General features: G+C 33.1%; 13 protein-coding genes. 10 read left to right on the forward strand and 3 right to left on the reverse strand.

The features are described from left to right. Window positions 1-117 precede the first annotated feature (117 nt). Window positions 118-1,662 (forward strand): PAS domain-containing sensor histidine kinase, encoded by a 1,545-nt coding sequence (locus tag FDO66_RS15625; protein WP_141433590.1) that lies wholly within the window; start codon window positions 118-120, stop codon window positions 1,660-1,662. Between the two features lie 57 nt (window positions 1,663-1,719). Here FDO66_RS15625 and FDO66_RS15630 read toward each other — a convergent pair whose 3' ends face one another. Then, complete coding sequence (locus tag FDO66_RS15630; protein ID WP_141433591.1) at window positions 1,720-2,466, reverse strand: hypothetical protein; 747 nt, start codon at window positions 2,464-2,466, stop codon at window positions 1,720-1,722. A 247-nt stretch (window positions 2,467-2,713) separates the two neighbouring features. Between FDO66_RS15630 and FDO66_RS15635 the strand changes: the two genes are divergently transcribed. After that, window positions 2,714-3,142, forward strand: coding sequence for a DUF4395 domain-containing protein (locus tag FDO66_RS15635; protein ID WP_141433592.1), 429 nt, complete (start codon window positions 2,714-2,716; stop codon window positions 3,140-3,142). Between the two features lie 241 nt (window positions 3,143-3,383). On the opposite strand, the gene FDO66_RS15640 is transcribed toward FDO66_RS15635, so the two are convergent. Beyond that, complete coding sequence (locus tag FDO66_RS15640) at window positions 3,384-3,620, reverse strand: helix-turn-helix transcriptional regulator (protein ID WP_141433593.1); 237 nt, start codon at window positions 3,618-3,620, stop codon at window positions 3,384-3,386. A 237-nt stretch (window positions 3,621-3,857) separates the two neighbouring features. Here FDO66_RS15640 and FDO66_RS15645 point away from each other — a divergent pair, with 237 nt between their 5' ends. The 3 genes from FDO66_RS15645 (at window position 3,858) to FDO66_RS15655 (ending at window position 7,732) form a co-directional block, all read left to right on the forward strand. Beyond that, the gene (locus FDO66_RS15645; RefSeq protein WP_141433594.1) at window positions 3,858-4,469 is read left to right on the forward strand and encodes a glycerol-3-phosphate acyltransferase; all 612 of its coding nucleotides are present in this window, start codon (window positions 3,858-3,860) and stop codon (window positions 4,467-4,469) included. Between the two features lie 6 nt (window positions 4,470-4,475). Further along, a complete protein-coding gene (locus FDO66_RS15650; protein WP_141433595.1) occupies window positions 4,476-6,083 on the forward strand; it encodes an aminotransferase class V-fold PLP-dependent enzyme in 1,608 nt (535 codons plus the stop codon). Between the two features lie 305 nt (window positions 6,084-6,388). Then, the gene (locus FDO66_RS15655) at window positions 6,389-7,732 is read left to right on the forward strand and encodes a 5'-deoxyadenosine deaminase (RefSeq protein WP_181444606.1); all 1,344 of its coding nucleotides are present in this window, start codon (window positions 6,389-6,391) and stop codon (window positions 7,730-7,732) included. Window positions 7,733-7,868: 136 nt separating this feature from the next. On the opposite strand, the gene FDO66_RS15660 is transcribed toward FDO66_RS15655, so the two are convergent. Continuing rightward, window positions 7,869-9,515, reverse strand: coding sequence for a PucR family transcriptional regulator (locus FDO66_RS15660; protein WP_141433596.1), 1,647 nt, complete (start codon window positions 9,513-9,515; stop codon window positions 7,869-7,871). A gap of 189 nt (window positions 9,516-9,704) precedes the next feature. On the opposite strand from FDO66_RS15660, the gene uraD reads away from it, so the two are divergent. From uraD to FDO66_RS15680, 5 genes are all read left to right on the forward strand, one after another. Beyond that, complete coding sequence (uraD, locus tag FDO66_RS15665) at window positions 9,705-10,208, forward strand: 2-oxo-4-hydroxy-4-carboxy-5-ureidoimidazoline decarboxylase (RefSeq protein WP_141433597.1); 504 nt, start codon at window positions 9,705-9,707, stop codon at window positions 10,206-10,208. Between the two features lie 147 nt (window positions 10,209-10,355). Continuing rightward, entirely contained in the window at window positions 10,356-10,712 is a 357-nt protein-coding gene (gene uraH, locus FDO66_RS15670; protein ID WP_141433598.1) for a hydroxyisourate hydrolase, read from the forward strand. Between the two features lie 53 nt (window positions 10,713-10,765). Continuing rightward, complete coding sequence (locus tag FDO66_RS15675; protein WP_141433599.1) at window positions 10,766-12,097, forward strand: allantoinase; 1,332 nt, start codon at window positions 10,766-10,768, stop codon at window positions 12,095-12,097. 93 nt (window positions 12,098-12,190) lie between these two features. Continuing rightward, on the forward strand, window positions 12,191-12,322 hold the full coding sequence (locus tag FDO66_RS21315; RefSeq protein WP_258535752.1) for a hypothetical protein: 132 nt from the start codon (window positions 12,191-12,193) through the stop codon (window positions 12,320-12,322). 183 nt (window positions 12,323-12,505) lie between these two features. Beyond that, on the forward strand, window positions 12,506-13,900 hold the full coding sequence (locus FDO66_RS15680) for a M20/M25/M40 family metallo-hydrolase (protein WP_141433600.1): 1,395 nt from the start codon (window positions 12,506-12,508) through the stop codon (window positions 13,898-13,900). The last annotated feature ends 275 nt before the right edge of the window (window positions 13,901-14,175 follow it).

Below are 14,175 nucleotides of genomic sequence, written 5' to 3' on the forward strand. Positions count from 1 at the left end.
CCTCGGATATTGTTACTCAAAATTTTTAAGGCTATCCTATCATTTATTACTTTCAACTAGCTACAGTTTCCATTACAATCATAGGTGAAACTTAATAAAAGGGGATGATTGAAACGCATGAATACTACTTTAAACATTTCCTTTATAAGCTTAGCAGCGATAATGATGTTATTATTCCTGATTGCTTTACTAAGAATGGGATATAATAGTGGATTTCTTTGGAAAAGGTCGAGTGATAAGAGTTTAAATGATATGAAAAACGCTCTAGATGAGTCGGCCATTGTCGCTTTTACAGATACAAAAGGAACAATCACATATGTGAATAAGAAGTTCATTGAAATATCAAAATACGATCAGAAAGAATTAATTGGACAAAATCATCGTATATTAAATTCTGGTACACATTCAAAAGATTTCTTCAATAATTTATGGGATACGATTAGAAAAGGAGAAACTTGGCGAGGTGAAATATGTAATAAAACGAAAGATGGCCAATATTACTGGGTTGATACAACGATTGTCCCTTTTCTTGATAAAAAAGGTAAACCATATCAATATGTATCGATTAGAACTGATATTTCAGACCGTAAAAAAACAGAATACCAATTAATAAAGGCGCTAAAGGAATTAAAAGATATTCAGTTTGCTCTAGATCAATCGTCCATTATTGCTTTCACAGATAAAAAAGGAATTATCACAAGTGTTAATGAAAAGTTTTGTGAAATTTCTGGATTTTCAAGAGAAGAATTAATTGGTGCAGATCATCGAATTGTTAATTCTGGCTATCATTCAAAGGATTTTTTCCGTGATTTGTGGAAAACAATCGGAAATGGAATAGTGTGGAAGGGTGAAATTTGCAATAAAGCTAAAAGTGGTCATTACTATTGGGTTGATACAACGATTGTTCCTTTTGTTAACAAAGATAAAAAGCCATATCAATACTTAGCTATTAGAAATGATATTACAGAAAAAAAGAAAACAGAGGAAGCTCTTCACAAGCAAGACAAGCTAGCTGTTATAGGACAACTATCAGCTGGTGTAGCACATGAAATCCGTAATCCATTAACATTAATAAAAGGATATGCGGAGTTTCTTCTCCTAGATGAAGAGAATCAAGAGAGGGAAGAATTTTTACATATAATTCTTGAAGAAATTGAACGAGTGAACCTTATTGTTGAGGAGTTTTTGGTATTAGCCAGACCAAAAGCAATCGAGTTGAAAGAAAAAAATATTATTCCAATCATTAAAAATGTACTTAGTTATCTTGAATTTGAAGCAAAAAAGAGAAAGGTTCGGCTAGTCTTTCATCACGAAGAAAGTATTATACAAATTGAGTGTGATGAAAATAGACTTAAGCAAGTTTTTATTAATTTTATTAAAAACGGGATGGAAGCCATGCCTAATGGAGGAGATCTAACAATTCATACCAATATTATTGATAACAATCTTCAAATTTCTATTCAAGATTCAGGTATTGGTATGTCAGCTGAAGTACTTTCTAAATTAGGAGAACCCTTTTATACAACAAAGAAAAATGGAAATGGGCTTGGACTTATGGTTAGCTTTAAGATTATTGAAAGTCACCATGGAAAGGTTTTTATAGAAAGTGAAATGAATAAAGGTACAACTTTTAATATTGTCTTACCAGTGAATATAGCTTAAACACGTTTAATGAAAAAAGTGAGGTGACCCGGAAAATCTGGGTCACCTATTATATTTTTATTGCAATTTTGAATTTTTCTTGTTTTTATCATGTTTCATCATCAATTTCTGAGTAGATAGAGAATGAGAATTCTTATTATTTTTTTGTTCAGCATAGCCGCCAAAAACATTGTAGATAAATGCTTTAAGATTCAATAACTCTCTAATGATTTTATAGGTAATTCCCTCTTGTTTTTCGATCCTTTCTTGAATGGATTTTTTACTTTCTTCATATGATTGTAAAGATTCTGAGAATTCATTATTAATATCATTTTGCTTCATAATTCTCTCAGAAAGATCATGATCAATGTGTTCTAACTCAATCATGTGCTGTAGATTGTTTTCAAGTGAATGCTCATGTTTTGAAAGTTGGTCAAACACGATTTGTTGATCCTGTTCATAGCTTTTAATCATTTGAAGGAGGTTCATGTTTCTTTCAACAAGTTTTTCAATTTGCTCTTTTAATGTGAGGATCTCTTTTTCTGCAGCTGATAGGTTCGATAATAGCAGAAATGTTTCTTTTTCCTTTTCCTTCATTTTGAGAGAAACGAAATCGAATGTTTTTTCATGTACATCCTTTGTTTCTTGTATGGTTTGGTTAAGTTCAATTAGAGATCCTTTTAATTGTTTGTTTTGTTCTGAATGTGATTCGATTATTTTTTTCAAATGATTATGATGGAATATTTGTTGATTTGATGTTGTGCTACTTTCAGAAACTATCTCAGTAATCCGTGGCTGCGAAGCTCCATTTGTTAATGAAACCATTATTTTACTCCTTCCCTAAATCATATTTCATTATTGGTATATCATATGGGGATATTTCAAATATGGTTGCAGCGGTGAGGTGATTTTAATTTCTGTTAAAATCACCTCGATGCTTAGGGCACAGTAGAATATGAAAAAACGCAGTGAAAGATAATCATAATAACCTATTTACTTACTTTCTTTGTTATTTAAATCAGAGTATATTATAAGTAACCAATAAATCCAATATGAAAGGTAGGTTATTTTTATGAGTGCTCAAATAAAATCTATACCCCGTCCCTTAGTACGATTGAATCAGTCGATTATCACTTTAAGTGTGTTGCTTACATGGGTCTTTGATCTCGAATGGATATTAGCCATTCCTATAGTAGCAGGATTGTTAGGACTTTTATTTAAATTTAATCCAATTATTCAAATGGGAAGGCTTTTATTAAAAAAGAAATCTTCTGAATACATTCAAGAAGATTGGGAGCAGCAGCAATTTAATCAAAAGATAGCTGTTTTTTGTTTATCTGCTGGCCTAATTAGCTTTCTATTCAACTGGAAAGTAGCTGGTTTTATTTTTACAGCAATGGTAGGTCTTACTTCGCTAATTGCGATTCTTGGTTTTTGTGTAGGGTGCTTTATTCGTTTTCAAATACAACAATATAAATTCCGTAGATCTCTAAAAAATTAATGAAAAAGAAAATGGATAGCGGGGATAGTTAGTGTCTCGTTCTCTAAAGTAGGCGGTAAATCACGTTGTAATCATGATTTACCGTCTATTTTTACATGTATATATTTCATACTTTAAAAATATAGAATGTGAGAAAGAAGGAAGTCTAAAAAAAATAGAAAATTAGGAGGCGATTTGTTCAATATGATTTCTAAAAAATTAACAATTAAAAATGAGGTGAAGGGAGGAAAATGTTTCTTATTTACATAAATGGGGGCAATCCCTTACTAAATTCAGATACAAGGGAGGTTATAGATTGAATATCCTGATCATCTAAATTAAAAGCGTTTTTTACTTTTTTTTCCAGATCGGATGAAACTTTACGTTTCCCTACTTCAACCAGGGCAATCAATGCAAAACTACAATTGACTAATTTTGCAAAATCTCTTTGGGTCATACTGTAGCTTTGTCTTAGAAATTTTATAATTTCTTTGTTCAAAACCTTCCACCTCCAAATCTTTGTAATATACACTTGAAAAGAAACAAATATAAGTTTAAACAATATATCTACTATAATTGTATTATTTACCTATCTATTTATCTTTCATATTAAAAAAAGAAAACAAAATATTCAACAAAAATTTTCTAAATCAATGATTAACCAATATCTTTCGAAGATAAGGATTGTCTCTATACATAATGGTATATTAATATATAAAAAACCACATTATGTATAATGTATCATTTCTTTCCTATTAGCTTCAGAATTCATATTTATAGAGGTTGTGCTACTATTATTATTCTTTATTTCTTAAGCTCATACTTGATTGGAAGTTTGATGACAGGTTTCATAGTAAGTAAAATGTATCGGAATGAAGATATTCGATATCAAGGAAGCGGCAATGTTGGAGCTAGAAACGCTGGTAGAATTTATGGGAAAATGGCATTTTTCATTACATTTATGGGAGATGCTTGTAAAGGCGCGCTTGTTGTTTGGCTTGCTTCCTATCTTCACTTATCTTCTGAACTGCAATTATTGTGTTTGTTATTTGCGGTAATCGGTCATATGAAACCAATTACTTTAATATTTAAAGGCGGTAAAGGCGTTTCCACTTTCATAGGAGGCGCACTACTATTTGAACCTTTCCTTTTTTTTGTGATTCTTATTGGTTTTCTTTTTACATACTTATTTTCCCGGAGTTTTACCATTGCTGGATTAATTTCGTTAATTATTACACCGATTTATATTTATTTAGATCATGCTCCTCAATTTGATTGGTTCGTATTTTTAGCAATCGTTTTTACAATCTTGCTTGCACACTCTACAAAATTTCGAAAAGAGGAATAAATACATATGAATAAAAATAGTAAGTATTTATATAAAATTGCTACATATGAGCATGAGTTAAAGCAAATCCATCAGCTAAACTATCAAACTTTTGTCGAAGAAATCCCTCAACATGAAGAAAATGACCAAAAAGAGCTGATCGATTCCTTTCATGATGATAATACATATTTAATTTGTTTAGATGAGGATACACTTGTTGGCATGATTGCCATTAGAGACAAAAGACCATTTTCTCTCGATAAAAAAATTGGAAAAGTAGAAGCTTCATTGCCAATTCAAGTAAATAAGTTATGTGAAATTAGATTGCTTTCTGTAAGAAAAGAGTATAGAAATGGGAGAGTATTTCTCGGATTAACACAATTTCTCACGAGATACTGTCTAGAGAAAGGTTACAATGTAACTGTGATATCTGGAACTGTAAGGCAATTAAAACTATATCGGCAGATGGGTTTTATTCCCTTCGCCCACCTTGTTGGAACGAAAGAAGCACAGTATCAACCAATGTATTTAACAAAAGAATCGTTTGAACAATCCGTTGCTGGAAGACAAATGCAGAGGATGATCAAATTTTTACCTGGACCTGTCCATATGAATGATGATATGTATCATGCACTTGCGCAAGAAACCATTTCACACAGGAATGATTTGTATCAACTTAAATGGGATATGGTGAAAAAACGTCTATGTAAAATGGTCAATGCAAAAGAATTACAAATATTGCTAGGATCAGGAACATTAGCAAATGATTGTATTGCTGCTCAGCTCTCGCTATTGCAAGAAAAGGGATTAATCTTATGCAATGGAGAATTTGGCAAGAGGCTGATTGATCATGCGAAACGTTGGAAACTAAGCTTTGAAATCATCGAAAAGAATTATGGTGAACCCTTTACTAATGAGGATTTTAAGAGAATGATCCAACCTGATACAAAATGGATATGGGGTGTCCACTGTGAAACATCTACAGGTATGGTAAACGACATAGAGCTGTTAAAAAGAATATGTGGAGATAAGCAAATAAAGCTTTGTTTAGATGGAATAAGCTCCATTGGTGCAATTCCAGTCAACCTTGAAGGTGTCACATTTGCTTCAGGTGTAAGCGGAAAGGCAATTGGTGGTTTTACAGGTCTTTCATTTGTATTCCATCACCATCCTATTATTCCTTCCGATCAACTCCCAAGGTATATGGATTTAGGCTTTTATATGAAGAAAGGGGGAATTCCTTTCTCACAATCTTCAAACTTGTTGGAAGCCCTTATTTTCGCCTTAGAGGAGGAAGATGAACACAGATATAAGAGAATAAATGAAATCCATCACTATATTAGGAACTTTCTTGAAAATCATGATTATTCAATCGTAACTTCTCTTGCCAATACAGCTCCTACAATTTTAACGATTGCAATTAAAGAACACATTCATTCATCCATGATTGGAGAAGTGGTGTGTTTACAAGGGTATCAATTGCATTATTCAAGTGAATATCTCAAAAAAAATAATTGGATTCAAGTATCATGTCTTGGCAAGCACCAACTAAATGACATTCAACGGATGCTTCATATTTTTCATCAAGTGCATCAATATGAAAGCAAATGGAGCTTGCTAGAAAATAAGCAATAAATTCGTACATATCATATAACTATTAATTAACTATTTGTTTACTTTGTTATATAATCTGACATATATTTCGAGTATCATCTATAAAATGAAAATAAATTCTTAAATATTGAAAAAAATTATTAAATTTAACCAACTAATCTTAAATGCTTTGTTTATAATAAACAATGACAATCATGATAGAACCCATTAATATAATATTTGATGACGTTAATTGTTATTTTTTATCACGAAAGAGATTTTTTATGGCGTACATCCAAGGTAATTTTTGAAGTGTGACATTAACTTCATTAAAGGGGAGATTGCTAGTGAAAATATTAATCAAAAATGCAGAAATAATTACTATGAATGAACATAACGAGATTTTCACTGGCGATATGCTGATCGAACATGATCGAATTACTGCAATTGGTCCGAATCTCGAAGATGCGAATATAGATAAAACGATTGATGCAAAAGGGAAAACGGTTATTCCAGGATTTATTCATACTCATATTCACCTATGTCAAACTTTATTTCGAGGGCAGGCAGATGATTTAGAATTACTTGACTGGCTAGCAAAGAAAATTTGGCCACTTGAAGCAGCACATGATGAAGAATCGATCTATTATTCTGCATTACTTGGAATAGGGGAACTAATTCAAAGTGGGACTACTTCTATTATTGATATGGAAACCGTTCACCATACTGAGTTTGCTTTCCAAGCGATGGCGAAAAGTGGGATAAGAGTCTTTTCAGGGAAAGTAATGATGGATAAAGGTGAAGGAGTACCTAAAAGACTTTTAGAAAATACTAATAATTCTTTACAGCAAAGTGTTGACTTATTAGAAAAATGGCATCAATACGACAATGGGCGTATTCAATATGCATTTTGTCCTCGATTTGTTGTTTCTTGTACAGAGGAACTTCTAACAGAGGTTCGTGATTTATCAAATAAATATCAAACAATGGTACATACCCATGCTTCTGAAAATTTAGGAGAAATTCAGTTGGTTGAACATGAAAGAGGCATGCGTAACATTGTGTACCTAGACCATATAGGTTTAGCTAATTCAAGGTTAATTCTTGCACACTGCGTTTGGTTAAATGAAGAAGAAAAACGCATTATTAAAGAACGTGGTGTAAAAGTTAGTCATTGCCCAGGATCTAATTTAAAACTGGCTTCTGGAGTAGCTGAAATCCCAGATTTATTAAATCGTGATGTTTTTGTAAGTTTAGGGGCTGATGGTGCTCCTTGTAACAACAATTTAGACATGTTTAATGAGATGAGATTAGCAGCTTTGATCCAAAAACCATCTCATGGCCCTACAGCTATGCATGCTCACGCTGTTTTTAAAATGGCAACAATTGGCGGAGCGAAAGCGATGGGGCTAGATCATGAAATTGGTAGTTTAGAGGTGGGGAAAAAAGCCGATATTGTCATTCTTAATTTGAATGATTTCCATGTATATCCTTCTTTTGATGTGGATCCTATATCAAGAATTGTTTACTCTGCAACAAGAGCTGATGTAGAAACGACTATTATTAACGGGAAAGTCGTGATGGAAAATCGTATCATAAAAACAATGGACAAAACTGAAGTTTTATTTGAAACGAATAAATCTATTAAAAGACTTTTAACTCGCATTAGATCCAATCATTCTATTTCATAAAATAAATTTTCGTGGACAACCGTCTGGAATGATGGCTTCATTAGGCGTAGCGTATGTACGTGAAGAAAGATACTAAACGAGGTGTGAATTTGATTGAGTTTGCCGCTCGATTAATTTCGAGCGGCAAAGATAGTTACTATAATATAAAAGATCGAATAAGGAGGGCTATTCGAAGTCTTAACGTTTCATCTGGTTCTTTTAGTGAAACTCCTAATAACTCTTCGCATTTTTCAAGACGATAAATGACTGTATTTCGATGGACATACAGCTGTTTTGCAGTATCCGCAATCTGACAATGATTTTCAAGGTATACTGTTAAAGTTTGGATCAAGCTTAGATTATCCTTATTCGTGGAATAAGCGATCCCTTTTAAAGAGCTCTCATAAAATTCTTTTAAGTTTTGCATTGGAATCATTTTCAGAAGCTCGGTAATATCTTTTGCTCGGTAACGTTGAATAAAATTTGTTTTTCCAGAACGATACCCAGTTTCTAGAGCATCGTATGAATGACGATAAGCAGTAGGTATAGCTGATATATTATCTGCGTAGCTTCCAATGCCAAATGATAAAGAAATATTCAAATAGGAATCCATTTCTTTTTGTACATCAAATAAGAGCTTTTTCAAACGTTGTTCAACCTGTTTTTCATATATATCAACAGAAAAGATAATGATATAAAGATCTCTTTTCGTAAAAATCGTATATTTGAACTTTTTATTTAATAATTTAGCATTTAAATGTTCATAAATAGTTTGCTTGTAGCTTTCAGATTGAGTTGTGTTATTAAATAGTGAGCGTCTTTCGCCTATTGGATTTTGATCAATTTGGCATGTGACAACTATATATTGATGATCTTTTTCAAGTCCGTAATCCTTTCCTCTTTTTAATATTTCTTCTTGAGGGATTTCTCCATCCAAAAATGCATTTAAATAATCACTTTTCATGTGAAGCATATGTTCGGATATGGCCTGCTGCTTTAAAAGCTCAAAAGAGATGACGTTGGCGACTTGTTCAATGTTCAGCAAAGTATAAGCATCGAAAGGAAATTCAAGTCCAAATATAACGAGGTAATTCTTTTTTACATACGTTTCGATTGGTAATAATTGAACAATGCTTTTCCTCAAACTCTCTGGATAATAGACGGAGAAATATACTGGATTAGAAGAATGAATAGGTCTATTTTCCTTTAAGATCTGTAAAATATGTTCAACTGATTCTTTCATATTCTTATTTCGAAAATGATGAGTTTGCACAGTTATATTATGAAGATGATCAATTAATAACACCGGTTTATTTAGTAATGATGAGAGAGATTCGATAATTTTAGAAAGTTGTTCCCCCTTATGGACTAGCTTTGTGAATTTCCGATGAGTATTGAGTGCATATTCTAATTCGTTTGTCTTTTTTTCAAGAATAACATTTAGTGATTCGTTAACAATTTCACCTAATGAATAGTCAAAAGGAAGCTCAATAATGGGGAAATTCTCCTCTTTAGATGCTAGAATCACATTTTCAGGAATTTCTTTTAGAAATCTTCTTGTTTTAATGGCTAAGCCTGAACATTCTTTTTTTGACATTTGTTTTACTAGCCTTACCATCTCGTCTGGGTTATCATGAAAATAATAGGCAGTAGTTAACAATAATTCATGAGGTTTTAAAAAATCTATGATATCGGGAGCATCCATCATGTTGACCGATTGAACCTTACGATCCAAACCTTCCTCACCTGATACTATTTTTGCTTCTTTAAAGATAGGGGTCTCTAATAGCTCTTTCATTTTCATGTATGTTTCCTCCTAAAAGCGCTAATCTATCAAATTATTCATATTTATGAATTTATTTGTTTATTTTAACCAACATTACTTATAATTATTATCTATAATACACAATGAAAATTCAAGTAGAAAACGTTATTATGTTATTAAATATAACATATGATGATGTTATTATTGACAGCAGGAAGGTGATGGAACATGTTATCGATTAAGGATATTAATGAAATGCCAAAAGAAGAGTTTGTTCAAAAAATAGGTTGGGTATTTGAAAATACACCGTGGATTTCTGAAATTGCATGGGATTGCAGGCCATTTCAATCTGTTCATGGACTACATAATGAAATGGTGCAAATTGTGAAGAAATCAAAAAAAAACCTCCAACTTGAGTTAATTAGAGCTCATCCAGATCTAGGTGCACGGATTAAAATGCATCCATCATCTGTCAATGAACAAAAGGGAGCTGGCTTAGATCAGCTTACTGAGGAAGAATATCGTCAGTTTCAGGATTTAAATCAGACATACGTAGATACCTTTGGCTTTCCATTTATTTTGGCGGTTAAAGGTCATAATAAGGAAACCATTTATGCAGCTATGAAAGATCGAATTGATCATTCGCAGGCAGAAGAATTTGAGACGGCATTGCAAGAAATCTATAAAATTTCATTATTTAGATTACAAGATGCAATTAATGAAGTGGAGTAAGATAGGCGCTGGCCGATTAAGTACGCCACGGCTTTATGTCTTCATCGGCACTAGTACGTCCAGTACGTCGGAGCTAGACAGTAATCTAACTTCAGATAAAAATTCTGGTGTTATAAAATTAAGGAAAAAGGAATGAGGTAAGTACATATGACAAAAGGCTTATCGACCCATGTGCTTGATTTAACTCACGGTATTCCAGCTGCAAATTTAAAAATTGAACTTTGGAAATTAAATCAATCCGGAAACGAAAAAGAGCATGTACAAACGGTATTAACAAATGAACAAGGTAGGGTTGAAACGAACTTGCTTTCTAAATTTGAATCTGGGACATATGAGCTATTATTTTATGTTGGTGATTATTTTAAAGAGAAAGGCATTCAGCTAAAAGAACCACTGTTTCTTAATCAAGTACCTTTACGTTTTGGAATATGTAAGGAAAGTGGACATTACCATGTTCCATTACTGATTTCTCCTTGGGGATATCAAACATATCGGGGCAGTTAAGAGAAAGACAAGCATTATTACATTAATAAATAAATAAAAAAGGACTGATTTCAATGAACAATTATGATTTACTCATTAAAAATGGATTAATCGTAAATGAAAATTCAATAACGAAAGCAGATCTTGCCATTGCAAATGGAAAAATCATAGAAGTATCCTTACCTATATCTACAGATAAAAAAGCTAATAAAGTGGTAGATGCTGATGGTCTTTACATTTTCCCAGGTTTAATTGATACACATGTGCATATAAATGAACCAGGACGGACGAACTGGGAAGGCTATGCTACTGGTACGAAAAGCTTAGCAGCAGGAGGAGTCACAACATTTTTCGATATGCCTTTAAATAGCAATCCCCCTACAATTACACCTTTAGACTTTGAAAAGAAAAAGCAACTAGCTGAAGAAAAAGCGATCATTAACTTTAAGTTGTGGGGAGGGTTAGTCCCAACAAACATCAATGAACTGTCTGCTTTAAAAGAATGTGGTGTCATTGGTTTTAAAGCCTTTATGTCAGCAAGTGGAATTGATGAATTTCAGTTTTCAAATGATGTTGCTTTGTTTAATGGCATGAAGGAAATCGCAAAACTAAACTCCCTTTTAGCAGTCCATGCTGAATCCAATGTTGTTACACAACAGTTAACGAAGGAATGTGTTGAAAAGGGGGATACGACAGCAAAGGCTTTTTCGAATGCTAGACCAATAGATTCTGAAATTGAAGCTGTGAATCGTATCCTTTCTTACGCGAAAATAATTGGCTGCAAGGTGCATATCGTCCATGCTAGCAGTAGTAAGGTCGTTCAAGTGATACAAGAATGGAAGAAAAAAGGTGTGGATGTATCAGTAGAAACATGCCCGCATTACTTGAGCTTATCAATTGACGATTTGGAACAAATTGGTGCAGTAGCTAAATGTGCTCCTCCATTAAGAGAAAAGCAAGAAATCGAATCTCTATGGGAATCTGTAGCAAATGGAGAGATAGATGTAATTGGATCAGATCATTCACCTTGCCCAACTGAGATGAAAAAAGGAAATTTATTCGAAGCTTGGGGAGGTATTTCAGGTGCTCAATCAACCTTAAATATACTGCTTGAAGAAGGATATTGGGAGAGAAATGTTCCCCTTACAACGATAGCTAAAATATCATCATCCAATCCTGCTAGAAGATTTGGCTTATTCCCTCAAAAAGGAATTATTTCGGTTGGGAGCGATGCTGATTTAACAATCGTGGATATAAATCAGTCTTTTACATTAAATAAAGAAGATTTATATTACAAACATCCTCATAGTCCATATATAGGGAAGAAGTTCCGTGGTAAAATCATGGAGACCTACGTGAACGGTGAATTGGTATTTCAACAAAAACAAGCTGAAGAGGCGAAATAAATACTACCCCCATAAAAACACACATGACAACGAACACTTTGTTAGCTGAAAGAATCAAAAAATAGATAGTACAGCTAACAAAGGAGGTTCAAAATGAGATTCGTTAAAACTGATATCGATCAATTATTAGAATCTACCATTGACTTAGCACAAGACAAGCATCATTTATCAATCGTTCATATTGAAATTGACCTGATCCTAGATGAAACACAAAATGCAAAATAAGGATCGATTATACGTATAAAAAGGGTTTGAGGAGCTGAATTTATTCGGCTTCTTTTTTATTTTAAAGTATCTTTTTCTACCTCCGTACCCAAATGGGTGATGACAACTCTTTGTTCAATGCTTAAAGGAATTTTCTTTCGTTTGTCGAAATAAGGAACTAAGAAAATGAAAGGAGAATGCACATTGAGTCAAGAACTGCTTCAAAAATTAATAAACAATACAAAAGAAATCCTTCCTCAATCATTGGAACTATTAAAAGATTATTTAACATTTCCTACAGTTTCAGCTCAAAAAAGGGCTATTCCTGAAACTGTCCAATTTTTATCACAAATAATCAAGGAGACTGGAGGGGAAGTAAAAATATTAGATGATTTAGGTGGAAATCCTGTTATATATGCTTATTTTTCAGCTGGATCAAAAGGAAATTCACAAAAAACGCTGCTGTTTTATAATCACTATGATGTACAACCACCTGAACCTTTTGAAGAATGGGAATCCGAACCTTTTCATCCAACCATTAAAGATGGAAAGTTATATGCAAGAGGAGCAGCAGATAATAAAGGTGATTTAATTGTACGGTTAACCGCTATTAAAGTGCTTCAAAATGTGATGGGCGGTCTTCCTTGTAATATAAAATTTATGATTGAAGGAGAGGAGGAAATTGGCAGTCCAAATTTAACTCCATATTTAAGTAAATATAAGGAGTTATTTTCAGCAGATGCGTGTATTTGGGAATTTGGGAATAAAGACGATCAAGAACGAGTTCAGATGGTTGCAGGAATTAAAGGTATGGCCTATATGGAGCTGACATGCGTTGGTGCAGATATCGATATGCATTCTTCTGTTGGAGCATATGTGGATAATGCTGCTTGGAGATTGGTTCATGCATTAGCGACCATGAGAAATGATCAACATGATATTTTAGTAGAAGGGTTTTTTGATGGGATAATTGATCCTACTGAAGCTGAAATAGAAGCTGTTCATATGCTTCCTTTTGATGAAGAGGCTATTCAAAGCCTATATGGTTTAAAAAGACCTCTTATAACCAAAGAAAAAGGGGAGGATCCTCGAGAAGCAATGGTGTTTAAACCAACGATGACCATTTGTGGCTTAGAGAGTGGTTATACTGGTGAAGGAGCGAAAACAGTGTTGCCGAAAAGGGCAAAAGCAAAGCTCGACTGCCGTCTTGTTCCAGGACAAGATCCAGAACATATTTTCAAATGTATTCAAACTCATTTAATAAAAAATGGATTTAATGATATTGATGTTGAGTTAATAAATGGACAAAAGGCCTATCGTTCTGATTACCATCATCCTTTTATTCACCACGTTTATCAATCAGCGAAAACAGCTTATCAAAAAGAGGTGGTTATCGCTCCAAATTCAGCTGGTACCGGACCAATGTTTGATTTTGGAGAATTGCTAGAGCTTCCTATTGTAAGTACAGGTGTTGGTTGGATAGGTTCAAAAGTACATGCACCAAATGAATCCATTAGACTGAAGGATTTCGAAGAAGGGATCTATTATATAGCATACATGTTAACCGGTTTCCCTGATTCATTAAATGATATGGACTAAAGATTCGTAAGAATGGAAAATTAGATGAATAGTTAATGAATTTTATTGAATAAAGGTTTTTTAAAGTTATTTATTCATTTCTGAAAATTTGAGTTATAATACGTTATAGACATATTAACTTCAATGAACAGTTTGAAATCACTTGTGGAAGAGAGGTTGTTCTTCGATTTCAAATGATGTATTCTTTATTTTTGCATAAATCTTTTCACAAGGTGATAGATCCAAACTGCATGGATTAATATTCGTAGAAAACTGTATATACTTTAATAAGGAGA

Origin of the sequence: Bacillus sp. 03113 (genome assembly GCF_006546985.1) — a bacterium.
In the GTDB taxonomy this organism is placed as follows: domain Bacteria; phylum Bacillota; class Bacilli; order Bacillales; family Cytobacillaceae; genus VATK01.

What these genes read in the sequence shown, in the direction of transcription:
- FDO66_RS15635 (WP_141433592.1), top strand. Translation starts at nt 2,714, where the DNA reads ATGAGTGCTCAAATAAAATCTATACCCCGTCCCTTAGTACGATTGAAT.
- FDO66_RS21315 (WP_258535752.1), top strand. Translation starts at nt 12,191, where the DNA reads ATGAGATTCGTTAAAACTGATATCGATCAATTATTAGAATCTACCATT.
- FDO66_RS15645 (WP_141433594.1), top strand. Translation starts at nt 3,858, where the DNA reads ATGTATCATTTCTTTCCTATTAGCTTCAGAATTCATATTTATAGAGGT.
- FDO66_RS15630 (WP_141433591.1), bottom strand. Translation starts at nt 2,466, where the DNA reads ATGGTTTCATTAACAAATGGAGCTTCGCAGCCACGGATTACTGAGATA.
- uraD (WP_141433597.1), top strand. Translation starts at nt 9,705, where the DNA reads ATGTTATCGATTAAGGATATTAATGAAATGCCAAAAGAAGAGTTTGTT.
- FDO66_RS15660 (WP_141433596.1), bottom strand. Translation starts at nt 9,515, where the DNA reads ATGAAAATGAAAGAGCTATTAGAGACCCCTATCTTTAAAGAAGCAAAA.
- FDO66_RS15625 (WP_141433590.1), top strand. Translation starts at nt 118, where the DNA reads ATGAATACTACTTTAAACATTTCCTTTATAAGCTTAGCAGCGATAATG.
- FDO66_RS15675 (WP_141433599.1), top strand. Translation starts at nt 10,766, where the DNA reads ATGAACAATTATGATTTACTCATTAAAAATGGATTAATCGTAAATGAA.
- uraH (WP_141433598.1), top strand. Translation starts at nt 10,356, where the DNA reads ATGACAAAAGGCTTATCGACCCATGTGCTTGATTTAACTCACGGTATT.
- FDO66_RS15650 (WP_141433595.1), top strand. Translation starts at nt 4,476, where the DNA reads ATGAATAAAAATAGTAAGTATTTATATAAAATTGCTACATATGAGCAT.